The following is a 25,938-nucleotide window of genomic DNA, read 5'->3' on the forward strand; positions in this document are numbered from 1 at the left end:
GAAACTATAGGCGAATACCCCAATCTCAGACGTTCCCATTCTCATGAGCCAAAGCGCTTCAGCAAGCCGCACGGGACTAAACTCCCATGCGGCTGCTGCAGAGCACAAGACGATGTGTTATGCACAATGTCACTGGTGTCGCATTACAACTGTTCGTTCTGAGCGCCGCTTTTAAGCTTGTCCTTGCCAAGGTATGGCACCTGCGCCAGTTGGGCCATCTTGTGTGAAGGCTTATCGCCGCGGGTCCAGCACCGGGGCCGTTGTTTCGTCCATGAACAGCTTGCCCGACCGTTTGAGATGCTCGGCCAGCCGGTCCACCACCGGCGTAAGATGGAACGCGGCCTTGCCCACCCAATCGGCCAGAACGGCGCGGTGCAGATCAAGGCCCGCCCGCGCCAGGATCTGGCTCTGTCTATACAACGGCAGATGGTCCGCATACTTGCTGACCAGCACATGGGCGAGCGTCGCCTCGGTTGGCAGCCCGCCCGTGATCAGGCGGGAAGGTGCTGGTGCCTGAGTGACGCCGTCGGTGCAGGACCGGCAGGCATATTTCGGGCGGACGGTGACGATGACGCGCAGCTGGGCAGGCACGATGTCCAGCCGCTCGCTGCGGTCTTCACCGATCTTGTGCATGATGCCGCAGCCGCAGGGGCAGATCAGGCTGGCGGGCTCGATGACCTCTTCGATACGCGGCAGTGCAGCCGGTAGGTTGCCGATATTGCGCTTCGGCGCGGGCCTGGTCGCCCCCTTGTCCGTCCTGGTGGCCTGCGTTTCCTTCTCCGCCTCGACCTCGGCCAACGCAATGGACAGGTCCTCGAAAGCCAGCTGCCGCTCATCCTCGGTCAGCTTTTCCGACCGCTTGCCATGCAGGGCATGGTTCAGCTCGGCGATCAGATGCTCCTGGCGTCTGGTGATGTCCTTGAGAGCCGCCACCTCTTCCAGCAACGCCTGAACCGCCGCGCGCTGCGCGTTGGGAATGGCGGAAAGATCGAGAACAGAGGCTGCGAACATGCTCTGATTTTATCAAGGATCTCCGGCAAAAACATGGAAAATCAGGCAACTGATTCATTCTGCCGCAGCAGGGGGGCGGGTTTCCAGAGCTTTGACCTTGCGCCAGTCGAGCCCGGCAAACAGCGCCTCAAACTGGGCATGGTTCAGCGCCATGATCCCGTCCTTGATGGCCGGCCAGGTAAAGGTTGTATCCTCCAGCCGCTTGTAAGCCATTACCAGACCGGTGCCGTCCCAATACAAAAGCTTCAGCCTGTCCGCCCGGCGCGAGCGGAACACGAACACCGTGCCGGTGAACGGATCCTTGCGCAGCACCGACGACACCAGTGCAGCCAGGCCATCATGCCCCTTGCGGAAATCGACGGGTTTGGTCGCAACCATGATCCTCACGCGGTTGGAGGGGAAGATCATGGGGTAGCCGCCAGGGCGCGCACGACCATGGCAATCCGCTCCGCCGAGGCCCCGGCTTCTAGACGGACCACCACCGCGCCCGCGACGATCTCCGGCCGGGCCACGGCACCGACATCGGCCCGCGGCGCATCTTCAGCGGGGCCGAGCAACAGCGCCGCAAACTCCACCGGATCTTCAGGAGCAGGCAGCACCAGTCGCCCTTTCCGCGCCAGCGTCCGCCAAGAAGAGACATGGTTCGCCGGCACCCCGTGCCGCCGCGCAACGGTATTCACGGTCACGCCCGGCATCAGCGTCTCCGCCATAATCCGCGCCTTTACCTCATCCGGCCACTTCCGGTTCCGACGGCCGCGGCCGCCAGCCGGGAGAAGCTCCAATGCAGACTCCATGGAGAAACTCCGTCCCAACAATCATCACGGTCCAATGAACCGATCAGAATGCCGCGCGGAAGGTGGGGGGCAGAGAACGCTTACCCGTCTCTGCCAGTTGCACAGCATCCAGTAAGGATCTGGGATCGATCTGCTCATGCGACGCGTGAAAACCCAAATAGGCCATAGGTGTTTTTCCCCTCGCTACAAAAATCAACGCTTGGACTTTGCGAAGGGTTCAGGCGCGATCAGGGTCCAGAACGAAATGTCAGGGGACCAATCTGGAGGTTTTTTTTTCTGCTCTTGTCGGCAGGGGCATGCGGAACAAAGCCTTCGCATGTTGGTTCTGACCGCCCATGAACACGCTTCTGTAAAACGCCTAGTCACCCGGCGGGAACAGTCACGTGTATCGGTGTCTTCGTCCTTATGACGCTTGATCCCATCTGCGCTGCCCGGCCAACGGGGCGGCGGTCCCTTCCTGCTGACGGAGACAGAGCATGACCAGACATTTGCCGCCGACCGCCGCACCTGACCGGCATTCCCCGTCCGGGCCGCGTTGGGGGACAAGGCGCGTGACTGCGATCGCCGGCGTCCTGACCTTGTCTGCCCTGGTCAATCATTGCCTGGCCCGACGGGCAGAGGCGCAGAACCCACCGACCGGGCGTTTTCTGGACGTGGACGGCGTGCGTCTGCACTATGTCGAGGTCGGCGACGGTCCAACCCTTGTGCTGCTGCATGGCAATGGCAGCATGATCGCGGACTTCGTCTCCAGCGGGCTCGTGGGTCTGGCGGCCCGGACGCATCGCGTCATCGTCTTCGATCGCCCCGGCTATGGGCACAGCACCCGGCCAAGGGGGCGGGTCTGGAGCGCGGATGCACAGGCGGATCTTGTCAGCGCCGCTCTGGGACAGATCGGGGTCACCGGGGCCGTCGTGCTGGGCCATTCCTGGGGGGCGTCCGTGGCGGTCGCGCTTGCGCTGAGGCATCCCGGGATCGTGCGCGGCCTCGTGCTGGCATCGGGCTATTACTACCCGACGCCGCGGCTGGACATGCTGCTGATGGCAGGTCCGGCCGTGCCCGTCCTAGGCGACATCCTGCGCCACGCCGTGGCCCCGCTGACCAGCCGGCTGGCCTGGCCCCTGCTGATGCGCAAGATCTTCGGCCCGGCGCCCGTGCCCGCGAAGTTCGGCGGCTTTCCCATGGAGATGGCCGTGCGTCCGTCGCAGCTGCAGGCATCGGCGGCAGAATCCACCTTGCTGATCCCCATGGCCGCCGCCGCCGCGGCCCGCTATCCAACCCTGACTATGCCGGTCGTCATCATCGCGGGGTCCGAGGATCGCCTGATCGATCCGGACGCGCAGTCCGGGCGGCTGCACGCTGCCATTCCCGACAGCAGCTATCACCCAGTCCCGGGCAGCGGTCACATGGTCCACCAGACCGATGCGCCCGCCGTCATGCGGGCCATCACCGAGGCCTTCGCGCGCGCGGAGGCCTGACCGGGTCGCTTGCCCCCAAGCATTCGGCGCGGCGGCGGTCAGGATCTGGATGCGGACAGGTCGTTGTGGATCGCGGTCGCGGCCACGGCGCCCTGTCCCATCGCGACGGCGATCTGGTCGATCCCGTTCGTGACGTCGCCGATCGCGTAGACACCGTCCAGGTTGGTCTTCTGCTTGGCATCGATGGCGATATGACCGTCTTCATCCAGCTCGACGCCAAGACAACCCGCCGGATCGGTGCGCGGGGTCGTGCCCAGGGCGACATACATCGTGTCGAAAGGCCGGGTTTCCCCGTCCTGCAGGGTCATCAGGATCTCCGTCTCGGACAGGGCGATGCCCGTCAGCGCGGCCTGCAGCACGCGGATGCCGTTCCGCGCGGTGCCGGGGGCGCCGTCGGGCGAGACCAGAGTGACCGAGGGAGAGTAATGGCGCAGAAAGCTTGCCTCCTTCAGGCCATGCGTGCCGCTGCCCAGAACCGCGATGCGCTTGTCGCGGACTTCATAGGCATCGCAGACCGGGCAATAGCGCAGCAAGCCCCGGGCCAGCCCCAGAGCGTGATCCCTGGCGGACAAGGGCGGCCGGTGATTGAAGACCCCTGTGGCGAAGATCACGTTGCGCGCCAGCACGGCCTGCCGGTCGGTCCTGACTTGGAATGCATTGCCCTGCCGCTCTACCGCCTCGACCGTTCCGGTCTGGATCACCGCGCCATAGCGACGGGCATGGGATTGCATCCGGTCCAGCAGCTCCTGCCCCGGGATGCCGTCCGGGAACGGGGTCAGGTTGTGCGTCCGGGGGATCATCCGAGCCCGTCCGTCCTGTCCGTCAAAGACGGTCACGCTGCGCAGGAACCGCGCCAAATACAGCGCGGCGGTCAGGCCCGCGGGGCCGCCCCCGATGACGACGCAATCCTTGATGTCCGATGTGTCCAATGGGCAGGTTCCTTGTCCAAGGCGTGGGGGGCGATGTCGGCAACGCGCGGCGAGGCGGTCCGGTGCCGGATCCGCAGGGCGGCAGTGCCGTTACCCTTGAGTGACAGGGGCGCTAACAATCTCCATCTCAAGGCAAGCCGCGCCGGGAGTTCCGAGGAAAGCCGAGCGCCAATAGAAAAGGCTCCGCAGGTGCGGGGCCTTTCAGCATTGCGGGGGCTGTCGGTTCAGACCTTAGGTGTTCCGGTCGCGGTCGGCGTTCCCGTCGTGCCCGAGGCGCCGGTCGTCCCGGTCGCGGCGGGTGTTCCCGAGGGTGTCGCGCCGGAGGTCGGCTTGCCTGCCTTGTCGTCGGTCAGCTCGTCCTTGGCGGCGGCGACCACGTTGGAGGCGGCGGACTTGGCTTCGTCCAGACCGGCCGAGACGGCGTTGCCGACGCGGCTTTTCTCTTCATGATAGACGGCCTCGGCCTCGTCGAAGAGCTGGTCGCGATAGTCGCCCATCAGCTCGTCCTCGCGCCGGGTGCCGGGCAGCATCGCGCCCAGGGCCGCGCCGCCGATCAGGGCCAGCGCGCCGAACAGCAGCGGCTCTCTGTCATAGCTGCGCGCGACCTTGCGGTTGGCCTGCGCCATCTGGCGGTGGGCGGCGTCGCTGGCATCCAGCGCCTTGCGGCGCGCGGTCTCGATCCGCTGGCGGGCCTCGTCGCCCAGGCCCTCGGTGCCTTCGCTCAGGCGGTCGCGCAGATGGCGCGCCTTGTCTTTTGCCCTGTCTGTCATGCCATGCTCCTTGCTGGATCCGGTGGTCAGGCCGGAAAAAATGCCCGAGGTGCGCCCCGTCGTCTGCCCCTGGTCCGAGGCCCAACCCGGGGGCTGCGCCATCGGCCGGGGCGCGCGGGCGGGGGTCGGTGCCGGTGTGGGGGTCGGCGCGGGGGCCGGGGTCGCGGGGCGGTCGTGGCGCACGGGCCGGTCGTCCGAGGACGCACCGAAGCCGTGGACCGGGTCATGGCCGCGCCCGAAGATCATCCAGGCCAGACCGATGCCGGTCAGGCCCAGGGCCACGGGATTGGCACGGGCCGCGGCGCTGGCCGATTCGGCCCATTCCGCGCCGTTCCTGCGGACCGAGCCGGTCAGGCGGCGCGACAGGCCGTCCAGCGACAGCTCGCTCTGCAGGTCGTCGAGGGTGCGGCGCAGGGCCTCGCGGTCCTTCTCGATCTCGCGTTCGATATGGTCGGGATTGTCGGCGTCATGCGTCATGATAGGCTTCCTTCACCGCGCTTGCGTCGCGCTGGACATTCTCGGCCGTGCGCGTCGGCATGAGGTTTTCAGGCTTCAGATCGGCCATGCCCTTGCGCAGCAGCACATAGGCCAGGATCGCCAGGATCACGCCGACGATCACAGCGCTCCAGATCGGGCCGAGGTCGGTCTCGGCCAAGGCGGCGACCAGGGCTGCGGTCAGCACGTTCAGCGTGACGATGCCCAAGACGGCGGCGGCCGCGACCATGCCCAGGCCCGCACCGGCGCGGGTCAGGTTCTGGCGCATCTCGGCCTTGGCGAGGGTGATCTCCTTGCGGACCAGATCGCCCGAGAGGCGCAGGGCGTCGGAGGCCAGCGAGGCGGGGTTCTGCGAGCGGACGGGATCAGGCATGCGAGCCTCCGTCGTTACGGCCGCCGGCGCCGGGGACGGGGCCGGTCGGGGCGGGGCCAGTCGGAACGGTGCCGGTCGGGACCGCGCGGGCGGCTCCGGCGGCCGAGGGGGTGACGGTGGCGGTACCGGCCGGGCCGACCGTCGCAGGGGCGTCAGGGAACGGGCGGCGGGTCATGCCGGCGTCACCGAAGCCGCTGGTGTTCATGGGCGTCGAGGACGGGACGGAGCCCGCGCGCAGGAAACGGATCGCGGCGAAGCCCGCCAGGGCCGAAAGGCCCAGGAAGGCGCCCGGCTGGCGGCGCGCGAAGCTGCGCACATCCTCGACCATCTGGGCCGGGTCGGTCGCGTTCAGGCTGCCCGCCAGACCGCTGACGCTGTCGGCGGCGCGGTCGAACATGGTGGCGATGGACGAGTCCGGGTCGATCTCGGACCCGGCTTTGCGCAGGCCCGCGGCCACGCTTTCGGCGCGCTCGGCGATGCCCGAGCGCAGGTCCTTCTCGCGGCGGGTGACCTCGTCCTTGACGCTGCCTGCGAGGCGCGAGGCTTGGTCCGTGGCCTCGGACGCGATGCTGTCCTTGGCGGAGGTGCCGGTCGCCTTGGTGTGCGGATCGTCGACGGTCATCTGGGATCTCCTTCGGTTTGGATCGTTCGGGGCCGGGCGCGATGAATGGCGCATCGACACAAACTGTTGGGGTCCCAACCAATAAAACGACGCCCTGTTCCGAAAAAGCCTTCCAAGTCCGGTTCGGGAGATGCGTGCGACAAACTCAAGCACACAGATTTCATCAACTTTCGGCTCCCGCCGTAAGCGCGTTCAAAGAGGAGAAAGATGAGCGGAGTGCGTGAGAACGGCGGTGCAAAAATCGGCCACGGTAGCGGCGGGATGATCTGATCGGGAAGCTAACCGACACGGATCTGGTGCGCGAGATGCTGGCCTTTGCGGCCGACCGGATCATGGAGTTGGAGGTAGCGCTGCCCGCCGGTGCGGCGAAAGGCAGCGGTCTTGCCCGGCGCACGCTGATCGAGGGCGCCTGGAGCTGCCGGATGCAGGCCCGCGTCTGCTCGAAGCTCCTTACCCGGCTGGAGGCGTAGCCTCAGGTAGCTCGCAACGTTGCATGGAAGGGGCAGCTCAGGATGTGCCAGCGCAACGAGGAAATGGCACTCTTGCAGGATGGTGAAACCTTCTACCCCTGCTTGAAAAGCCCGTGTGGGACCCTGCGGCCGAGGCACGGAAACGGGTTTCAGGATATTCGAAGACCGAGGCGGCCACGGTCACCTTGGTCTGCGTTCCAGACCTACCGCTTGCCTGTCCAAACAACGCTGTCGCCGGGACTTTTCCCGTGACCATGACGAGACCTCCCTGCCGTCAGTCTTGCTTTGAAGACATGCCGCCAATCGGAAACATGTCCTCGCCGTAGAAGTGCAGTTTGACATGATGGGTCCGACACAGCCAGCGGACATCGAGAGGCTGGTCGTAGCGGTCGTGGTGGGCGTCGACGACACGCACCTCGCAAACCTCGCAGGGCTGCTTCTGGAGCTGGCCGGACATGAGCGCGCGTTGCACAGCGAGATGGGCGCGGTACTTGGAAAGATTGGCTCGGCGCCAGCTGGTCTGACGACTGTCGCTTTTCAGGACAGGTGGCTTCTGATCCGGGGGCGTCTTCGCGTCCGGCTTGCGTGTCATCTGGCCCTCCGGTGTTTTGCCATCCCGTGGCGGGATCTGCACCCAGGCTGCAGTCGAGGTGCTGCAGCGCAAAGGCATGATACGATCATATTTCGGTGGTCCACAGCCTGAACCTGCGATTTCCGGTCACTTCGTGGGTCAGACCGAGATCGTTCAGGCGCTTCAGCATGCGCTCGGCCGTAGGGCGGCTGATGCCAGCGCGCGTTTCCATCTCCATTGCCGAGATAAAGGGGCGTGCTGCCAGCACGGCGATGACCCGGGCGGCGTTGTCGCCCTTGATGCCGGCAGTGGCGGCCCGGGCCTGCTCGGACCAGGCACCGATGCGCAGGATCAGGGCCCGCGCCTCCTGCGCACCAGCGCGCAGCGCGGCGAGATGCGTAGCGAGCCGATCCGCGGGCGGACCATAGCCGGTCCAGACCCGCCGCCCATGCCGGCCGAAGGGGACGAAGCGCAGCCCCTCGGCCCCTGCCGCCATGTGGCGCGCTGACCAGACAGCCGGCTCGGCCACCTGCCCCGGCGGCGACAGCTCGGCCATGCGCCACAGCGCCAGAACCGCAGGGCCGCGCGCCAGCGGGTGTAACGCCGTGAAGGCATCTACGGCCGCCAGGAATTCGGCTGCCGCGCCATCGAATTCCCTGCCCTGGAGGCGCAGGTCCATGCTGGTCGCCGATGGCTCATCGGATGCGGCGCGGCGATGTAGTCCCAGAAAGGCCGGCAGGTTCGCCAAGGCCCCCTGCCCTTCCAGCCGGCGGACCGCCCACCGCGCCAGACGCAACGCCTCCGGGTCGGATGCCGCGCGGGCCTCCATCAACTCGCGGCCGATCTCGTCCCGACCCAGCATCAGCCCCTGCGCCCGCAGCATCGCCTCGACCTCGATGTAGACCAGGCGTTCGCGGGCCCCTCCGGCCTCCGCTGCGGGCAGCGCCAGCAACGTGGCCTCCAGCCGCCCGAGATCGCGGGCTGCATCTGCCAGTGCAGAGGCCTGCGCCGCCTGTGCGGCAAGCCAGGGCTGGGGATCAGCTAAAAACGGCATCTGATCGATGGGCGAAGCCTATTTTTTCGGTATAAACCCAGTGTCTAGATAACCTCAGCCATCATCTTAGCACTTTTATGAAGAGCACCGATGTATTTTTTGAGGGTCGGTTGCAGGATCTTCCTGCTTGGCTACGTGCGCTTCAAATACCCCGCAAGCGGCCTTCATTCGCTAGTGACGCACGGCATAAGAACGATGCCGGCACACTTGCTCACGTCTACAAACGGTCGTTTACTAACGTTATTCTTAATTGCAGAGACACCCCCGATTATGCCGTTTATCGTCTAAATCGGCGGAATGACCTTCAATTAGCCTCCCTGCCCAGTCCCAAACTCATGATCTAAGTTCCGTCAGCTGCGCTAAGGTTATTCAGGAACGGGCTTCGGGACGGCGCCTTAGTTCGCGAAGCGATAGGCGATGGTCTGCGACCAGGTCGCCCCGGGGCGCAGGACCGTGTCGGGGAAGTCGGAGCGGTTCACGGCATCTGGCCAGAACTGCGCCTCCAGCGCAAGGCCCGCATGGCGGCCATAGAGCTGTCCGTCCAGCCCCGGCACGTCCTGCAGATGGACGCCGTCATAGATCTGCAGCCCGCAGGCGGTGGTCAGGATGCGCATCGATAGGCCCTCGCGCCCGGTCACCTGCGCGACCTCGCGCAGGGGCTGCGGGCCGTCCGACAGGCACAGGTTGTGGTCATAGCTGCCGGGCTGCAGGGGCCGGGGCGTGCGAAAGTCGAAGGCAGTGCCCTCGACCGGGACGATGGCGCCGGTGGGGATCAGGTCGTCGTCCACGGGCAGGTAGTGGTCGGCATCGATCCGCAAGGTCTGGCCCGCCACGCCCCCCTGCCCGTCCAGCGCGAAATAGCCGTGATGGGTCATGTTGCAGGGCGTCGCCCGATCCGCCGAGGCCGTCAGGTCGAAGCGCAGCGTGTCGTCCCGCAGCGTGATCCGCGCCGTGATCCGCATCCGCCCCGGAAAGCCCATATGCCCGTCCTCCATCATCAGCCGCAGGATCACCGAGCCGGGCGTCAGCTCGACCACCTGCCACAGCAGCAGGTCGGTGCCCTGCGACCCGCCATGCAGGCAGTGGCGGCCGCGGAAGTTCAGGTCGACCTGATGATCCTGCCCGTCCAGCCGGAAGCGGCCGCCCGCGATGCGGTTAGCGCAGCGCCCGACGATGGCGCCGAAATACTTGCCCCGGTCCAGGTAGTCGGCGATGTCAGGGCAGCCCAGCACCAGCGGGTGATCCACGCCGTCCAGCCGCAGATCCTGCACGATGGCGCCCAAGGTCAGGACATGGGCGGTCAGCCGCCCGTCCCGCAGGGTGATGCGCTGAACCTCGCGCCCGTCGGGCAGGGTGCCGGCCGATGCGATGCTCATGCCCCGCCCCCCGCCAGCCCGGGTGCGCGACAGGCGCAGCAGGCCCTTCTGCAGCAGGATGAAGGCCAAGAGCAGCAGGCCGATGACGATCTTGGTCCACCAGCTGGACAGCGACCCGTCGAAGACCAGATAGGTCTGGATCAGCCCCATGGTCAGCACCCCCACCAGCGTTCCGAAGACATAGCCCGCGCCGCCGCTCAGCAGCGTGCCGCCGATCACGACCGCCGCGATGGCGGTCAGCTCGGTCCCCACCGCCGCCAGGGAATAGCCCGAGCCGGTATAGACCGAGAAGACGATCCCCGACAGCCCGGCCATCAGCCCCGAGAAGGCATAGACCAGCACCGTCGTGCGCCCCTGCCGCACGCCCATCAGCCGGGCGGTCTGCTCGCCCCCGCCCAAGGCGTAAACAGATGTGCCAAAGCGGGTGCGATGGCGCCCAGGATCATGCCCAGAAGGACCACCACCACCATCAGGACGCCGATCAGTGTCAGCCGCCCCCGGCCCGGCATCAGCACATAGGCGCCCTGCAGCGTCTGGTAGAAGGGATGGGTGATGGGCACCGAGGGGATCGACAGCATGTAGGCCGCCCCCCGCGCCAGGAACATCCCTGCCAGCGTGACGATGAAGGCGGGCATGGCCAGCCGGTCGATCATGAAGCCCATTCCCGCTCCGAAGGCGCTGGTCAGGACCAGCAGTGCGGCAAAGACCAGCAGCGGGTGCAGCCCCGTGTCGCGCAGCATCACCGCGATGAACACGCCCGAGAAGGCGATGACCGATCCCACCGACAGATCGATCCCTCCCGACAGGATCACCAGCGTCATGCCCACCGCGACGATGCCCAGATAGGCGTTGTCAGTCAGCAGGTTGCCGAAGACCCGTGTCGAGATGATGTTGGGAAACTGCGTCCAGGCCAGCAGGCAGGCCAGCAGGAAGATCACGATGGTCGCGTAAAGCGGCAGGGCGCGGGTGTTCATGTCCGGTCCTCGGCGGCGGGTTCGGGCTGTGACGGCTTGGGCTGAACCCGGCGGCTGTCGCGCATCAGCCGCCATTCCGCCGAGATGCGCGGCGATTGCAGCACCAGGATGATCAGCACCAGCCCGGCCTTGATGACGAGGTTGTATTCCGACGGAAAGCCCGCCAGCAGGATGCCCGTGGTGATCGTCTGGATGATCAGCGCCCCCAGGATCGAGGCCGCGATCGAGAACCGCCCCCCCAGCAGCGAATTGCCCCCGATGACGACCGCTAGGATGGCGTCCAGCTCCAGCCAGAGGCCGGCGTTGTTGGCGTCGGCCCCGCGGATGTCGGCGGTCTCGACAATGCCCGCCAGGGCGGCGCAGAGGCCCGAGGCGACATAGACCGCGACCAGGAGGACCGTGGCATTCACCCCCGCCAGCCCCGAGGCGCGGCGGTTGATGCCCACGGATTCGATCAGCAGGCCCAGGGCGGTGCGCCGCATCAAGGCCGCGACCGCGATCCCGGCCACCAGCCACAGCCACACAGGCACCGGCAGGCCCAAGGCGGTGCCCGATCCCAGCCAGGAAAAGCCCGGATCGTTGAAGGTCAGGATGCGGCCTTCCGTGATCAGCTGCGCCACCCCGCGCCCCATGGTCATCAGAATCAGCGTGGCGACGAAGGGCTGGATGCCGAAGCCCGCGACCAGGATGCCGTTCCACAGCCCCGCCCCTGCCCCGGCGGCCAGCGCCAGCGCCAGCGCCGCCCCCGTGCCCCAGCCCGCGGTGATGGCCCAAGCCGCCGCCGCCCCGCAGATCGCCACGATGGCGCCCACCGACAGGTCGATCCCGCGCGTGGCGATCACCAGCGTCATGCCGATGGCCAGCAGCGCCACCGGCGCGCCGCGCTTCAGCACGTCGATCACCGGCCCGACCAGCCGCCCGTCGGTGACCTGCACCGACAGGAAGGCCGGATAGAAGACCGAGACCAGCGCCACCAGCGCTGCAAGCGCGAGCAGCTGGGGCGCGATGCGCTGCAGGGACGCGGTCATGCCGCCACCCCGCCCGGCGGCGTGTGACCCGGCGCGTCACGCGGCACATCACCCTGGGCGATGGCCCGCATGATCGCGTCGCCCGAGACCTGCTCGCCGGTCAGCTCCGCCACATGGCGGCGGTCGCGCAGCACGATGACGCGGTCGGCGACGGCGACCATCTCGTCGATCTCGCTGCTGATGACCAGGACCGACATGCCGCCCTTGGTCAGGGTGGCGATCAGGCGCAGGATCTCGGCATGGGCGCCGACATCGATGCCGCGCGTGGGCTCGTCTAGGATCAGGAAGCGCGGGTTCATCGCCAGCCAGCGGGCCAGCACGGCCTTCTGCTGGTTGCCGCCCGACAGCTCTCCGATGGGCTTTTCCCGGCCCGAGGTGCGGATGTCCAGCCGCTTGATATAGTCGTCGGCCAGCCGGTTCTGCTCGGCGCGCGGGATGGGCCGTGCCCAGCCCCGCCGGGCCTGCAGGCCCAGGATGATGTTCTCGCGGATCGACAGGTCGGCCACGATGCCGTCGGTCTTGCGATCCTCGGGCGCAAAGCCGAAGCCCGCGCCGATGGCCGCGCGCGGGTTGCGCAGGTCCAAGGGGCCCTTGGTGTCGCGGGCGGTGCCCGTCTGCAGGGGCCGGATGCCGAACAGCAGCTCGGCCGTCTCGGTCCGTCCCGATCCCAGAAGGCCTGCCAGCCCCACCACCTCGCCCGCGCCGATGGACAGATCGAAGGGCGCGATGGCCCCTGCCCGCCCGGTGCCGTTGAAATACAGCACCGGCTCGGGCGCCGCGGCGGCATGGGCGGCGGGGGCGTGGGCCACCTCGTCCAGCGCGCGGCCCAGCATGTGTTCGACCAGCGTCATCCGGGCCAGGCCCTTGGTGGGGGTGGTGATGATCTTGCGCCCGTTCCTGAGGATGGTCACGCGGTCGGTCAGATCGAAGACCTGATCGAGGAAATGCGACACGAAGACGATGCCCATGCCCCGGTCGCGCAAGGACCGCACCACGTCAAAGACCATGCGCACCTCGGCGGCGTCCAGACTGGCGGTCGGCTCGTCCAGGATCAGCACCTTGCCCGAGATCTCGACCGCCCGCGCGATGGCGACGATCTGCTGGATGGCCACTGAAAAGCTGCCCAGATCGCGGTCCACGTCCAGATCCAGCCCGTAGCGGGCCAGCGTCTCGCGCGCCTGCACCCGGGTCGCGCGCGGGTCGATCATGCCAAAGCGCCGGGCCTCGCGCCCGAACATCAGGTTCTGCGCCACGGTCAGGTTGGGCAGCAGGTTCACCTCTTGATAGACGGTGCCGATGCCCAGCTCCTGCGCCTCGCGGGTGGAGCGGGGATCGATGGTCGCGCCGTCCAGCGTGACGGTGCCCGCGTCGCGGCGATAGGCGCCGGTCAGGCACTTGATCAATGTGGATTTGCCCGCGCCGTTCTCGCCCAGAAGGGCGTGGACCTCGCCCGCCGCGATGTCCAGATCGACATCGTCCAGCGCCAGCGTGCCGGGAAAGACCTTGGTCAGGGACCGGATCGAAAGCAGCATCGTCGTGAGTCCTTGTCCAAGGGTCGGGCGGGCCACGGCTGCGGCCCGCCCGCGGGGGATCAGTAGCCCAGATCCTTGCGGCGGTCGTATTCGCCCTGCGGATCGTCGGCCTGCGTATACAGCCGCGATTCCGTCTGGATGAACTTCTCGGGCTCGGTGCCGTCGGCCCAATAGGCCTCCAGCGCGTCGAAGGCGGGACCGGCCATGTTGGGGGTCAGTTCCACCGTGGCATTGGCCTCTCCTGCGGCCATCGCCTGGAAGATGTCGGGCACCGCGTCGATCGACACCACCAGGATGTCCTCGCCCGGGGCCAGACCGGCCTCCTTGATGGCCTGGATCGCGCCGACCGCCATGTCGTCGTTATGGGCATAGAGCGCGCAGATGTCGGCGCCGCCGTTCTCGGCCTGCAGGAAGCTTTCCATCACCTCCTTGCCCTGCGCGCGGGTGAAATCGCCCGTCTGGCTGCGCACGATCTCCAGGTTCTCGTGATCTGCGATGGCGGCCTCGAAGCCCGCCTTGCGGTCGATGGCGGGGCTGGAGCCGGTGGTGCCCTGCAACTCGACGATGCGGCAGTCCTCGCCCGCCACCTGATCGACCAGCCACTGGCCCGCGACCTCGCCCTCGTGGACCAGATCGGACCCGACGGCGGTCAGGTACAGATCCTCCGAGCTGTCGACCCGGCGGTCCAGCAGCACGACGGGGATCTCGGCCTCCTGCGCCTCCTGCAGGACCGAATCCCAGCCCGTGGCCACGACGGGGGCCAGCAGGATGGCGTCGACCCCTTGCGCCACGAAGGACCGGATCGCGGCGATCTGGTTTTCCTGGCGCTGCTGGGCGTCCGAGAACTGCAGCTGATAGCCGCGTTCCTCGGCCTGCTGCCGGGTCAGCGTGGTCTCTGCCGCCCGCCAGCCCGATTCCGAGCCGATCTGCGAAAAGCCCACGGTCTGGGCCGCGGCCGCGGTTCCGCACAGCGCCAGCGCCGCGACGGTCGTCATCAAGGTCTTGGTCATGGTATCCTCCCTAGAAGTCTGATGTGGACGCGATGCCTTGCGGTCAGTCGCGCAGATCCTCCGGCAGCAGGGCGTCGGGGATGTTCTGGAACGAGACCGGCCGCAGGAAGCGGCGGATCGCCAGGGTGCCCACGCTGGTCGCGCCGAAATTCGTCGAAGCCGGATAGGGGCCGCCATGCACCATCGCATCGGCGACCTCGACCCCGGTGGGCCAGCCGTTGGCCAGGATGCGCCCCGCCTTGCGTTCCAGCACCGGCATCAGCCGGGTGGCCAGCGCGGTGTCGCCCTCGTCCATCTGCAGGGTGATGGTCAGCTGCCCCTCCAGCGCGCGGGCCAGATCCAGCATCTGCTCGTCGCTGTCGGTGGCGACGATGAGGCCGGCGGGGCCGAAGACCTCGTGGCCAAGCGCGGCATCGGACAGGAACTGCGCCGCCGTGGTGCGGAAGACCGCGGGCCGGGCCTGGCGCCCGCTGTTGTCGCCGATGGCGACCGGCGTCGCGCCGTCGCCCAAGCGGGCCACGCCAGAGCGATAGGCCTCGGCGATGCCGTCGGCCAGCATGACCTGCGCGGGCGCCTCGGCCAAGGCCGCCGTCGTGGCGGTGGCAAAGGCGTCGGCATGGGCTGTGGGCAGGATCACCAGCCCGGGATTGGTGCAGAACTGCCCCGCCCCCATGGCCAGGCTGCCCGCCCAGCCCTTGGCGATGGCCTCGGCCCGGGCGGCCAGTGCCTCGGGCAGAAGGAAGCAGGGGTTGATGCTGCCCAGCTCGCCGAAGAAGGGGATCGGCTCGGGCCGTCCCGCGCACAGATCATAGAGCGCCCGGCCCCCGCGCAGGGATCCGGTGAAGCCCACCGCCTTGATCAGCGGATGGGTGACCAGCGCCTGGCCCACCTCGTGCGTGTCGCCGTGGATGAAGCTGAAGACGCCCGAAGGCATGCCGGTCTGGCGGATCGCGGCGTCGACGGCCTCGGCCACGATCTGGCCGGTGCCGGGATGGGCCGTGTGGCCCTTGACCACGACCGGGCAGCCCGCCGCCAGCGCCGAGGCCGTGTCGCCCCCGGCGGTCGAGAAGGCCAGCGGAAAGTTCGAGGCGCCGAAGACCGCGACCGGGCCGATGGGCCGCTGGATCATGCGCAGGTCGGGGCGCGGCAGGGGCGCGCGGTCGGGCAGCGCCGCGTCATGGCGGCGGTCCAGATAGTCGCCCGCCCGGATATGCTCGGCGAACAGGCGCAGCTGGCCGGTGGTGCGGCCCCGCTCGCCCTGAAGCCGCGCCTCGGGTAGGCCTGTTTCCTGCGTACCGATGGCGGTGATGGCCTCGGCCCGCGCCTCGATCTGGTCGGCGATGGCCTCCAGGAAGGCCGCGCGGTCGTTGCGGCTGGTGGCGGCATAGGCCGCGAAGGCGCCTTCGGCGGCTTTGCAGGCGCGGTCGACCAGGTCTGCCGTCCCCGAGGCGAAGTCGCGCCCCTCGCCCGTCGCCGGAGAGGACCGGAACAGCCCCGCGCCATCCAGCCAGTCGCCCGCGATCAGATGCTTGCCGTGGGTGTCTTGGGTCATGTCTTGTCCTTCAGAAGTCGAAGGGGTCAACGGTCGTCCGCTGCCCCAAGGTGAATGCGTCGGCAACCAGCACCATCGGTGCCAAGTCCAGATCCGACGCGCCGTCGCGCACCAGCCCGGCCATGCGGGCGTACAGCGCAGGGTATTCCCCCATGATGCTATCCTGCCCGTCCACGCGGGTGCCGTCGACCTCCAGCAGGTTGCCGCCCATGCGCAGGGCCAGATGGCCCGCATCGGTCCGCAGCTCGATGTCCCAGGTCTGCGGACCCTCCTGCCGGAAGTCGAGATCGGCGGTGATGTCCTGCGACAGGTTCAGCCGCGCCGCGATGGGGGCCTGCCGGTTGGTGGGCACGTCCAGCTCGGCCGTCCGCAGATGGACGGGGGCGGGCAGGATCTCGGTCAGGATGGACAGGGCGTTGATGCCGGGATCGAAGACGCCCATGCCGCCCGCCGCCAGGATCCAGTCCTGCCCCGGATGCCACTTGCGGATGTCCTCGCGCCAGATGATCCGGCCCTCATGGATGGTCTTGCCGGCCAGCCAGGCCTTGGCGGCGGCGACGCCGTGCGCCATGCGGCTGTGCCAGCTGGCAAAGATCGTCACCCCCTGCGCCCGGGCCAGATCGGCCAGCACATGCACCTCGGACAGGGTCGCGCCGGGGGGCTTTTCCAGCATCAGGTGACGGCCCGCGCGCAGCACCTGCACGGCGGCGTCGAAGCGGGGCACGGGGGGCAGGCACAGGCTGACGGTGCCGACATCGGGATGCGCCTTCAGCATCGCGGCGATGTCGGTGAAGGCGTCCACCCCCGGCACCGACCCGTTGCGCGACACAGTGGCGGCCAGATCCCAATCGGGGCTGTCCGCCAGCGCGGGCACGTGCTGATCCAGCGCGATCTTGCCGATGCCGACCAGGGCGATCCTCATCAGTGGCTGTCCTTTCCGACCGCATTGCCCCGGCAGCCGCGCAGGAAGTCCATGTCGGCGCCGGTATCGGCGCCCATCACATGTTGCTGGTGCAGGAAGGCATAGCCGCTGGTGGGCTGGTCGGGCAGTGGCCGCCACGCGGCCAGCCGGGCGGCCAGTTCGCTGTCCGGGATGTCCAGATGCAGGCGCCGGTTCGGCACGTCCATCTCGATCATGTCGCCGTTCCGCACGACCGCCAGAGGGCCGCCGGCCGCCGCCTCGGGCGAGGTGTGCAGGACGACCGTGCCATAGGCCGTCCCCGACATGCGCGCGTCCGAGATGCGCACCATGTCGGTGATCCCGCGCCGCAGCACCTTGGGGGGCAGGCCCATGTTGCCGACCTCTGCCATGCCGGGATAGCCCTTGGGGCCGCAGTTCTTCAGGACCATCACGCAGGTCTCGTCGATGTCCAGCGCCTCGTCGTTGATCTTGGCCTTGTAGTCGTCGATGTCCTCGAAGACGACCGCCCGGCCGCGATGGACCAGCAGATGCGGGCTGGCGGCCGAGGGTTTCAGCACTGCCCCACTGGGCGCCAGGTTGCCGCGCAGCACCGCGATGCCACCCTGCGCGGTCAGCGGATCATGGGCGGGACGGATCACGTCCTCGTTCCAGTTCACCACGTCGCGCACCTCGTCCCAGATGGTCTGGCCGCTGACGGTCAGGGCGTCGCGGTGCAGCTGCCCCGCCTCGGCCAGCCGCTTGATGACCACGGGCAGGCCGCCGGCATAGAAGAACTCCTCCATCAGGTACTTCCCCGAGGGCATCAGGTTCACGATGGTCGCCACGTCGCGCCCGCAGCGGTCCCAATCGTCCAGCGTGATGTCCACGCCCACGCGCCCGGCCATGGCCAGCAGATGCACGACCGCATTGGTGGACCCGCCGATGGCGCCATTGACGCGGATGGCGTTCTCGAAGGCGTCGCGGGTCATGATGTCCGAGGGCTTCAGGTCGTCCTTGACCATCTGCACGATCCGCCGCCCCGACATCTGCGCCATGACCCGCCTGCGACTGTCCACCGCCGGGATCGCGGCATTGCCCGACAGCGCCATGCCAAGCGCCTCGGCCATCGAGGCCATGGTGCTGGCCGTGCCCATCGTGTTGCAGGTGCCCGACGACCGCGACATCGACGCCTCGGCCTCGAGGAAATCGTCCTGGCTCATCTCGCCGGCCTTCACGGCCTCGCTGAATTTCCACAGATGCGTGCCCGACCCCACCCGCTCGCCCCGGAAATGGCCGTTCAGCATCGGCCCGCCGGTGACGACGATGGACGGGATGTCGCAGCTGGCCGCCGCCATGATCAGGCTGGGCGTGGTCTTGTCGCAACCGACCAGCAGCACGGCGCCGTCCATCGGCTGGCCGCGGATCGTCTCCTCGATCGCAAGCGCCGCCAGATTGCGGAACATCATGGCCGAGGGGCGGAAGGTGTTTTCCGATGCCGAAAAGACCGGCACCTCGACCGGAAAGCCCCCGGCCTCCCACACGCCGGCCTTCACCTTTTCGGCCAGCTCGCGCAGATGGCCGTTGCAGGGCGTCAGGTCCGACCAGGTGTTCAGAATGCCGATGATCGGGCGCCCGTCGAACAGGTCGTGCGGATAGCCCTGATTCTTCATCCAGCCGCGGTGATAGATGACGTCGCGGGACGTGCCGCCATACCATTCCTGCGAGCGCAGGCGGCGGGGCCAGGGGCGGGGGTGAATGTCATGACCGGGACCTTCAGAGGGCGGCGACGGCGACCAAGGCCGCCGCGTCGTCGGATTGCGTCAGGGGGTTGCCAAGCGGCAGGCCGAAGTCGGGGCAGTCGATCTGGAAGACATCGCCCGACTGCGTCCGGATACCGTCGGCAAAGGACAGCGTGGCGGTGCCGAAGAAATGCACATGCACGTCGCCGGGCTGGCGGAAGATGTCATATTTGAAATGGTGGTGTTCCAGATTGGCCAGGCTGTGGGACATGTTGGCCTCGCCCGACAGGAAGGGTTTTTCCCAGATCACCGCGCCATCGCGGATCACGCGGCTGGTGCCCTCGACATGGGCAGGCAGATCGCCCACGCGCAGCTCGGGGCCGAAGCTGGCGGGGCGCAGCTTGGAATGGGCCAGCCACAGATAGTTGCCGCGCTCGGTCACATGATCGGAAAATTCGTTGGCCAGCGCGAAGCCAACCCGCAGCGGCGTGCCGTCCGGCGCGATGACATAGAGGCCCGCGACCTCGGGCTCCTCGCCCGCATCCATCGCGAAGCTGGGCGAGGTCAGGGCGGCACCCGGCGCTACCGCCGCATGGCCGTTGCCCTTGTAGAACCATTCGGGCTGCGCGCCGACCGCGCCGGTGGCGGGCTTGCCGCCCTCGACCCCCATGCGGAACATCTTCATGCTGTCGGTCATGCTTTGCGGGTCGGGGTTCTTGTGCATCGCGTCGCGGGTGGCGGCGCTGCCCAGATGGGTCAGCCCGGTGCCGGTCAGGTGCAGATGGGCCGGATCCTCGTGATCCAGCGGGACCAGCACCCGCCCCTCGGCCAGGGCGGCGTCCAGGTCGACGGCCTCGCCGGTGCCGCGCGCGGCGACCTCGGCCGCCAGATCATGGCCCGCGGCCCATGCGGCCAGCGCCAGCTCGCGGGTCGAGGTCGTGCCGGGAACCAGATGGGCGCCGGTGTCGCGGCGGAGGGCGACGGCGCGGGTGCCGTCGGTCAGCATCAGTTGGGACAGCCACATAGGATCAGGCCTCTCGGTTCTTGTTGTAGACGTCGAAGAAGACGGCGGCCAGCAGCACCATCCCCTTGATGACCTGCTGGTAATCGATGCCGATCCCCATGATCGACATGCCGTTGTTCATCACGCCCATGATGAAGGCGCCGGTGACGGCCCCCACGATCCGCCCCACGCCGCCCGACATGGACGCGCCCCCGATGAAGACAGCGGCGATCACGTCCAGCTCGACCGCAAAGCCCGCGCGGGGGGTGGCGGTGTTCAGGCGCGCGGCGAAGATCAGCCCGGCCAGCGCGGCCAGCAGGCCCATGTTCACGAAGGTAAGGAAGGTCAGCCGTTCCGTGCGGATGCCCGACAGCTTCGCGGCCTTGGCATTGCCGCCCACCGCATAGATGCGCCGCCCGATGGTCGTGCGCTCGGTCAAAAAGACATAGATGACGGTCAGCACCACCATCGACAGCAGCACGTTGGGCAGGCCCCGGAACCAGGCCAGCTTCCAGGTGACGAACAGGATCGCCGCCGCCACGATGCCGGTGCGGATCAGGAACAGCGCGAAGGGCTCGTCGTCGATGCCGTAGCGCGCGCTGCGGGCCCGGCTGCGCAGCCCGGTCCACAGGATCAGCGCCACGGCCAGCACGCCCGAGGCCAAAGCCAGCCCGTTCGGGCGCCCGATGCCCATCAGGTCGGGGATGAAGCCCGTCGACAGCAGCTGGAAGTTCGCCGGGAACGGCCCGACCGACTGGCCCGCCAGCAGCCACAGCGACAGCCCGCGAAAGATCAGCATCCCCGCCAGTGTGACGATGAAGGACGGGATCTTCCAATAGGCCACAAAATAGCCCTGCACCGCCCCGATCGCCATGCCCGCGAACAGGCAGATGGCGCCTGCCAGCCAGACGGGCATGCCCCAGGTCACGATCATCACCGCCGCCAGCGCCCCGATGAAGCCCATGACTGAGCCCACCGACAGATCGATATGCCCCGCCACGATCACCAGCAGCATGCCAAGCGCCATGATGATGATGTAGCTGTTCTGCAGGAACAGGTTGGTGATGTTCACGGGGCGCAGCAGCACGCCGCCGGTCACGATCTGGAAAAACGCCATGATCGCGATCAGCGCGAACAGCAGCCCGTATTCGCGCATGTGCCGCTTGATGTATGTGCCGATGCCGATGCCCGGCGCCGCCTCTGTGCGTTCCATCGCCATTCCTTCCTGATCCCTGGCCTATTCCCTGACGATCAACGACATGATCGCTTCCTGGCTGGCCTCGGCCGCCGTCAATTCGCCGACGAAGCGGCCCTCGTTCATCACATAGATCCGGTCGCACATGCCCAAGAGCTCGGGCATCTCGGACGAGATCATGACGACCGCCTTGCCCTGGGCGCTCAGGTCGTTGATGATGCTGTAGATCTCGTATTTCGCGCCCACGTCGATGCCGCGCGTGGGCTCGTCCAGGATCAGCACCTCGGGGTCGGTGAACAGCCACTTGGACAGCACGACCTTCTGCTGGTTGCCGCCCGACAGGTTCACGACCTTCTGGAAGACCGACGGCGTGCGGATGCGCATGGCGCGGCGATAGCCCTCGGCCACCTCGGTCTCGCGCCCCTCGTCGACGACGCCGCGGGTGGCGACCTTGTCCAGGTTGGCCAGCACGGTGTTCCGGCGGATCGTCTCGTCCAGGATCAGGCCCAGCGACTTGCGGTCCTCGGTGACGTAAGCCAGCCCGGCGGCGATGGCGCGGTCCACGGTGGACACGTCGACCGGCTGCCCATGCATCAGCGCGGTGCCCGAGATGTTGCGGCCATAGCTCTTGCCGAAGACGCTCATCGCCAGCTCGGTCCGGCCCGAGCCCATCAGGCCCGCGATGCCCACGACCTCGCCTGCGCGCACAGTCATCGACAGGTCGCGGATCATCTGGCGGTCGCGGCTGTCGCGGTGCCAGACGTTCCAGTTCTGCAGCTCGAAGACCACCTCGCCCGCCCGGCGCTCGCGCTCGGGATAGCGATGCGCCATGTCCCGGCCCACCATGTCGCGCACGATGCGGTCCTCGGTCAGATCGCCCGCCCGGGCGTCGATGGTGCTGATGGCGGCGCCGTCGCGGATCACCGTGACGCTGTCGGCCACGCGGCGCACCTCGTTCAGCTTGTGGCTGATGATGATGCTGGTCACCCCTTGGGATTTCAGCTCCAGCAGCAGGTCCAGCAGCGCCTGGCTGTCGCCTTCGGACAGCGCGGCGGTGGGTTCGTCCAGGATCAGCAGGCGCACGTTCTTGGACAGGGCCTTGGCGATCTCGACCAGCTGCTGCTGGCCCACGCCCAGGGATTCCACGCGGGTGCCGGGCGTCTGGCGCAGGCCGACCTTGGCCAGAAGCGCCTCGGTCTGGCGGAAGGTCTCGGGCCAGTCGATGACGCCGCGGCTGGCGCGCTCGTTGCCCAGGAAGATGTTCTCGGCGATGGTCAGCAGGGGCACCAGCGCCAGTTCCTGGTGGATGATGATGATGCCGCGATCCTCGCTGTCGCGGATGGTGCTGAACTCGGCGGGCTGGCCGTCATAGACGATCTGCCCGTCAAAGGTTCCGGTCGGATAGACGCCCGACAGGACCTTCATCAGCGTCGACTTGCCGGCACCGTTCTCGCCGCAGATGGCGTGGATCTCTCCCTCGGCCACGGACAGGCTGACATCGTCCAGCGCCTTGACACCCGGAAAGCTTTTGCTGATGCGGCGCATTTCAAGCAATGCGGTCATGGCCCGTCCCCCTTGCCAGAGCCGCCCCCGATAGAGGGGCGGCGCCCGGATGTCACTGGATCTGCTCGGCGGTGTAGTAGCCGCTGTCGATCAGGACCTCTTGCAGGTTCGTGCCGTCGACCGGCACCGGCTCCAGCAGGAACGAGGGGACCACCTTGACGCCGTTGTCATAGGTCTCAGTGTCGTTGATCTCGGGCTCGCCGCCCTTCAGCATCGCATCGACCATGCCCACGGTGACGCGGGCCAGTTCGCGCGTGTCCTTGAAGACGGTCGCATACTGCTCGCCCGCCTGGATCGACTTGACCGACTGCACCTCGGCATCCTGGCCCGTCACGATCGGCATAGGCAAGTCGCCCGAGCCGTAGCCCACGCCCTTCAGGGACGAGATGATCCCGATCGAGATCCCGTCATAGGGCGACAGCACGCCATGGACCTGCGCGTCGGTGTAGTTGGCCGACAGCAGGTTATCCATCCGCGCCTGCGCGGCCGACCCGTCCCACCGCAGCGTGCCCACGGTGTCCATGCCTTCCTGGCCCGACACGATGACCATGCGGCCCTCGTCGATTAGCGGCTGCAGGATCGACAGCGCGCCGTCATAGAAGAAATAGGCGTTGTTGTCGTCGGGGCTGCCGCCAAACAGCTCGACATTCCACGGCTCGACATCGGCGAACCGCTCCTCGAGGCCGCGCACCAGCGAGCTGGCCTGCTCGACGCCGACGGTGAAGTTGTCGAAGGTGGCATAATAATCCACGTCCGGCGTGTCGCGGATCAGCCGGTCATAGGCGATCACCCTGATGTCGGAGGCCGCGGCATTGGCCAGCGCGTTGGACAGCGTGGTGCCGTCGATGGCGGCGATCACCAGCACGTCGACGCCCTTGGTGATCATGTTCTCGACCTGGGCCAGCTGGTTGGGGATGTCGTCCTCGGCATATTGCAGGTCGGTCTCGTAGCCGGCTTCCTGGAACTGCTGGACCATGTTGTTGCCGTCGTCGATCCACCGGGCCGACGATTGCGTGGGCATCGAGATGCCCACCGTCTGCGCCATGGCGCCGGTGGCCAGCCAGGATACGCCGATCGCCAGTGCGACGGCCGTGGTCTTGATGATCATGTGTCCTCCCCCGTGGCGGATCTGCGCCGCCGCAATCTCTCGGATGCCGTCTCCCGTCGGCACGCGATGACCATAGCAATGTCGGGACATGATGGTAAAATGACTTAACCTGAAATCTGCATGACGGAATTGGTATGTCGAACGCCCCCGCCCGCCTGATGCTGAAGCCCGCGCAGCTGCGCCTGATCCTGGAGATCGCCGAGGCCGGCCAGTTGCAGCAGGCGGCGGCCAGCTGCGGGCTCAGCCAGCCCGCCGCCTCGCGCCTGCTGGCCGAAACCGAGCGCCAGCTGGGCGCCGCGCTGTTCGAGCGCCATCCCAAGGGCATGGCCCCGACCGAGATCGGCGCCTCGGTCCTGCGCCGCGCGGGCGTGATCCTGGATGAGATGCAGGGGCTGGCGGGCGATGTGCGCGCGCTGGCGGGGGGGCTGGCTGGATCGGTGCGGGTGGGCGCGGTCACGGGCCCTGCGGTCGACTACCTCGTCGCCGCCATCCGCCAGATCAAGGCCGAGGCGCCCGAGGCCGAGGTGACGGTCGACGTCATGCCCTCGCGCGAGCTGCTGGGCCATCTGGTCGCGGGCGACATGGATTTCGTGCTGGCCCGCATCCTGCCCGAATTCGACAGCCGCGAGCTGCTGATCCAGCCGATGCGCGACGAGAAGGTCAGCTTCTGCGTACGCTTGGGCCATCCGCTGGACCATGGCCGCCCCGTGGGGCTGGCGCAGCTGCTGGACCAGCCCTGGATCATGCAGAGCCGCGGCGCGCCGATCCGCGAGGCGACGCTGGACGCCTTCGCCAGCGCCGGCCTGTCCGAGCCGCGCAATGTCGTCAACAGCCCGTCGCTGCTGTTCACCGTGTCCTATCTGGCGCAGAGCGACGCGATCGCGCCCCTGTCGGACGAGGTCGTGGCCCTGCTGACCGACCCGCCGGTCAGCGCCCGCTTCGCGCGCCTGCCGCTGCAGGGGCAGATCAGCGTGCCGCCCTATTACCTGCTCAGCCTGCGCCGCCGCCCGCCCTCGCCCCTGGCGGAACGGCTGCGGGCCTGCGTGATCGAGAAGTCGCGCCAGCGCCCCGGCCCGACGGACCCGCGCCCGGGCGCCGCCCCCTAGCGCGCGGCGGCGATGGCCAGCCCGTCGGTGACGGCGGTGAAGACCTCGGTCACCGAATGGCGGGCGTCGGGAAACTCGGCGCGCAGGCTGTCGCCCACCACCGCCATCAGGCTGGAGCCGCCGACATAGATCACCCGGTCCACCTGCCCCGTCTGCAGCCCGGCGCGGTGCAGCGTCTCGCGCGCGGCCTCGCGCAGCTGCTGGCCGGGGGCGGACAGGATCTGCGCCAGCACGTCGGGCGGCAGGGGCGCCGACAGGCCGGGCTGGATCTGGTCCAGCGCGATGGCCGCCGAGGCCAGCCCGTCATTCGCGGCGATCTTGCCCGCCTCGACCGCGAAGGCGGTGTCATGGCCCAGCTCGTCCTCCAGCACCCGGGCCAGGCGGGCGATGCGGGCGGGCTCGTCGGCCAGCCGCGCCATCTCGGCCACCAGGCGGCGGTTCTGGGGGGTATAGACGAAGGCGATGCGTTCCCAGGTGGCCAGTTCATTATAGATCGCGTTGGGCACCGGCCCGTGGCCGGGCCCCATCGCGCGGCGCAGGGTCGATCCCTTGCCCAGAAGCGGCATCACCCGGTCCAGGTTGATCGCGCGGTCGAAATCGGTGCCGCCGATGCGGATGCCGTGGCTGGCCAGGATGCTCACCCCGTCCGCCCCGGCCCGGAACAGCGAGAAATCCGAGGTGCCGCCGCCCACGTCGACGATCAGCCCCACGGCGCCCGGCTCGGCGGTCACGCCGCTGGCGATGGCCGCGGCCTCGGGCTCGGGCAGGAACGCGACCTCGTCAAAGCCCGCCGCCAGATAGCAGCGGCGCAGGTCCTCCAGCGCCTGATCCTCGCGCGGGTCGTCCGCGCCGTGAAAGACCACCGGACGCCCCGACAGGGCGCGGCGGAAGGTCAGGCCCGTCTCGGCCTCGGCCGTGGTCTTGATGCGGTTGAGGAAGCGGGCGATGATGTCGACGAAGGTCACGCGCTCGGACAGGATCTGGCGCGGCTCGTGCATCAGGCCGGTGCCCAGCACGCGCTTGAGCGCCCGCATGAACCGCCCCTCGCGCCCGTCCAGCAGCGCCCGGTTCGCGGCCTCGCCCATCAGCAGGCGCCGCGCGTCGGTGTCGATGAAGAAGGTCGTGGGCATGGTCGTCTGCCCCGGCGCCATCGGGATCAGCCGCGGCCGCCCGTCCACCAGATGCCCCGCCGCCGAGTTCGAGGTGCCGAAGTCGATCCCCAGGCTGCCGGACTGCCCTGCCATGTCGAAAATCCCCACGCGCCCCGGAAAGGCGGCGGTCTAGGGG

General features: G+C 68.0%; 23 protein-coding genes and 2 pseudogenes. 3 read left to right on the forward strand and 22 right to left on the reverse strand.

Features of this window, described 5'->3' with window-relative positions; all coding sequences use genetic code 11:
- Positions 1–240: 240 nt before the first annotated feature.
- The 3 genes and pseudogenes from E4191_RS18415 to E4191_RS18425 form a co-directional block, all read right to left on the reverse strand.
- A pseudogene (locus tag E4191_RS18415) lies at positions 241–1,011 on the reverse strand (IS66 family transposase); the annotation flags it as partial.
- 54 nt (positions 1,012–1,065) lie between these two features.
- Positions 1,066–1,419: an IS66 family insertion sequence element accessory protein TnpB gene (gene tnpB, locus E4191_RS18420; RefSeq protein WP_136886773.1), complete on the reverse strand. Its 354-nt coding sequence runs from the start codon at positions 1,417–1,419 to the stop codon at positions 1,066–1,068.
- Positions 1,416–1,721: a transposase gene (locus E4191_RS18425; RefSeq protein ID WP_231714337.1), complete on the reverse strand. Its 306-nt coding sequence runs from the start codon at positions 1,719–1,721 to the stop codon at positions 1,416–1,418. The genes tnpB and E4191_RS18425 overlap by 4 nt, the downstream gene beginning before the upstream one ends.
- A gap of 635 nt (positions 1,722–2,356) precedes the next feature.
- Between E4191_RS18425 and E4191_RS18430 the strand changes: the two genes are divergently transcribed.
- Positions 2,357–3,280 (forward strand): alpha/beta fold hydrolase, encoded by a 924-nt coding sequence (locus E4191_RS18430; RefSeq protein WP_228461830.1) that lies wholly within the window; start codon positions 2,357–2,359, stop codon positions 3,278–3,280.
- Positions 3,281–3,318: 38 nt separating this feature from the next.
- Here the strand turns inward: E4191_RS18430 and E4191_RS18435 are convergent, their stop codons facing one another.
- From E4191_RS18435 to E4191_RS18450, 4 genes are all read right to left on the reverse strand, one after another.
- A complete protein-coding gene (locus E4191_RS18435; protein WP_228461831.1) occupies positions 3,319–4,209 on the reverse strand; it encodes an NAD(P)/FAD-dependent oxidoreductase in 891 nt (296 codons plus the stop codon).
- 224 nt (positions 4,210–4,433) lie between these two features.
- On the reverse strand, positions 4,434–5,456 hold the full coding sequence (locus tag E4191_RS18440) for a DUF3618 domain-containing protein (RefSeq protein ID WP_139615892.1): 1,023 nt from the start codon (positions 5,454–5,456) through the stop codon (positions 4,434–4,436).
- Positions 5,446–5,847 carry a phage holin family protein gene (locus E4191_RS18445; protein ID WP_135819204.1) on the reverse strand — a complete coding sequence of 134 codons (402 nt, stop codon included), beginning with the start codon at positions 5,845–5,847 and terminating at the stop codon, positions 5,446–5,448. Before E4191_RS18445 ends, E4191_RS18440 begins: the two co-directional genes overlap by 11 nt.
- Positions 5,840–6,469, reverse strand: coding sequence for a hypothetical protein (locus E4191_RS18450; protein WP_139615893.1), 630 nt, complete (start codon positions 6,467–6,469; stop codon positions 5,840–5,842). The genes E4191_RS18445 and E4191_RS18450 overlap by 8 nt, the downstream gene beginning before the upstream one ends.
- A gap of 296 nt (positions 6,470–6,765) precedes the next feature.
- Between E4191_RS18450 and E4191_RS23885 the strand changes: the two genes are divergently transcribed.
- A complete protein-coding gene (locus E4191_RS23885) occupies positions 6,766–6,939 on the forward strand; it encodes a hypothetical protein (protein WP_176562803.1) in 174 nt (57 codons plus the stop codon).
- 274 nt (positions 6,940–7,213) lie between these two features.
- On the opposite strand, the gene E4191_RS18455 is transcribed toward E4191_RS23885, so the two are convergent.
- From E4191_RS18455 to chvE, 14 genes and pseudogenes are all read right to left on the reverse strand, one after another.
- Positions 7,214–7,531, reverse strand: a complete 318-nt coding sequence (locus E4191_RS18455) for a hypothetical protein (RefSeq protein WP_139615894.1) — start codon at positions 7,529–7,531, stop codon at positions 7,214–7,216.
- Positions 7,532–7,616: 85 nt separating this feature from the next.
- Complete coding sequence (locus E4191_RS18460; RefSeq protein WP_139615895.1) at positions 7,617–8,564, reverse strand: Fic family protein; 948 nt, start codon at positions 8,562–8,564, stop codon at positions 7,617–7,619.
- A gap of 395 nt (positions 8,565–8,959) precedes the next feature.
- Positions 8,960–9,940: an aldose epimerase family protein gene (locus tag E4191_RS18465; RefSeq protein ID WP_139615935.1), complete on the reverse strand. Its 981-nt coding sequence runs from the start codon at positions 9,938–9,940 to the stop codon at positions 8,960–8,962.
- Between the two features lie 27 nt (positions 9,941–9,967).
- Positions 9,968–10,914 (reverse strand): annotated as a pseudogene (gene yjfF, locus E4191_RS18470) (galactofuranose ABC transporter, permease protein YjfF); the annotation flags it as partial.
- Entirely contained in the window at positions 10,911–11,942 is a 1,032-nt protein-coding gene (locus E4191_RS18475; protein WP_139615896.1) for an ABC transporter permease, read from the reverse strand. The gene E4191_RS18475 and the pseudogene yjfF, both read right to left, overlap by 4 nt.
- Positions 11,939–13,474: a sugar ABC transporter ATP-binding protein gene (locus E4191_RS18480; RefSeq protein ID WP_139615897.1), complete on the reverse strand. Its 1,536-nt coding sequence runs from the start codon at positions 13,472–13,474 to the stop codon at positions 11,939–11,941. The genes E4191_RS18475 and E4191_RS18480 overlap by 4 nt, the downstream gene beginning before the upstream one ends.
- Positions 13,475–13,533: 59 nt before the next feature.
- Positions 13,534–14,484 (reverse strand): galactofuranose ABC transporter, galactofuranose-binding protein YtfQ, encoded by a 951-nt coding sequence (ytfQ, locus tag E4191_RS18485; RefSeq protein WP_139615898.1) that lies wholly within the window; start codon positions 14,482–14,484, stop codon positions 13,534–13,536.
- 43 nt (positions 14,485–14,527) lie between these two features.
- Positions 14,528–16,036 (reverse strand): aldehyde dehydrogenase (NADP(+)), encoded by a 1,509-nt coding sequence (locus tag E4191_RS18490; protein ID WP_139615899.1) that lies wholly within the window; start codon positions 16,034–16,036, stop codon positions 14,528–14,530.
- A gap of 10 nt (positions 16,037–16,046) precedes the next feature.
- On the reverse strand, positions 16,047–16,958 hold the full coding sequence (locus E4191_RS18495) for a Gfo/Idh/MocA family protein (protein ID WP_139615900.1): 912 nt from the start codon (positions 16,956–16,958) through the stop codon (positions 16,047–16,049).
- Positions 16,958–18,694 (reverse strand): L-arabinonate dehydratase, encoded by a 1,737-nt coding sequence (araD, locus tag E4191_RS18500; protein ID WP_139615901.1) that lies wholly within the window; start codon positions 18,692–18,694, stop codon positions 16,958–16,960. The genes E4191_RS18495 and araD overlap by 1 nt, the downstream gene beginning before the upstream one ends.
- Positions 18,695–18,710: 16 nt before the next feature.
- Positions 18,711–19,700 (reverse strand): AraD1 family protein, encoded by a 990-nt coding sequence (gene araD1 / locus E4191_RS18505; protein ID WP_139615902.1) that lies wholly within the window; start codon positions 19,698–19,700, stop codon positions 18,711–18,713.
- 4 nt (positions 19,701–19,704) lie between these two features.
- Positions 19,705–20,892: a multiple monosaccharide ABC transporter permease gene (gene mmsB, locus E4191_RS18510; protein WP_269436679.1), complete on the reverse strand. Its 1,188-nt coding sequence runs from the start codon at positions 20,890–20,892 to the stop codon at positions 19,705–19,707.
- Positions 20,893–20,916: 24 nt separating this feature from the next.
- Positions 20,917–22,437: a multiple monosaccharide ABC transporter ATP-binding protein gene (gene mmsA, locus E4191_RS18515; RefSeq protein ID WP_139615904.1), complete on the reverse strand. Its 1,521-nt coding sequence runs from the start codon at positions 22,435–22,437 to the stop codon at positions 20,917–20,919.
- Positions 22,438–22,489: 52 nt separating this feature from the next.
- A complete protein-coding gene (gene chvE, locus E4191_RS18520) occupies positions 22,490–23,482 on the reverse strand; it encodes a multiple monosaccharide ABC transporter substrate-binding protein (RefSeq protein WP_228461848.1) in 993 nt (330 codons plus the stop codon).
- A gap of 197 nt (positions 23,483–23,679) precedes the next feature.
- Here chvE and E4191_RS18525 point away from each other — a divergent pair, with 197 nt between their 5' ends.
- On the forward strand, positions 23,680–24,651 hold the full coding sequence (locus tag E4191_RS18525; RefSeq protein WP_139615906.1) for a LysR family transcriptional regulator: 972 nt from the start codon (positions 23,680–23,682) through the stop codon (positions 24,649–24,651).
- Here the strand turns inward: E4191_RS18525 and E4191_RS18530 are convergent.
- Positions 24,648–25,895 carry an Hsp70 family protein gene (locus E4191_RS18530; RefSeq protein ID WP_139615907.1) on the reverse strand — a complete coding sequence of 416 codons (1,248 nt, stop codon included), beginning with the start codon at positions 25,893–25,895 and terminating at the stop codon, positions 24,648–24,650. The genes E4191_RS18525 and E4191_RS18530 overlap by 4 nt on opposite strands.
- Positions 25,896–25,938: the final 43 nt, after the last annotated feature.

It is taken from the genome of Paracoccus liaowanqingii (assembly GCF_004683865.2).
GTDB lineage: Bacteria > Pseudomonadota > Alphaproteobacteria > Rhodobacterales > Rhodobacteraceae > Paracoccus > Paracoccus liaowanqingii.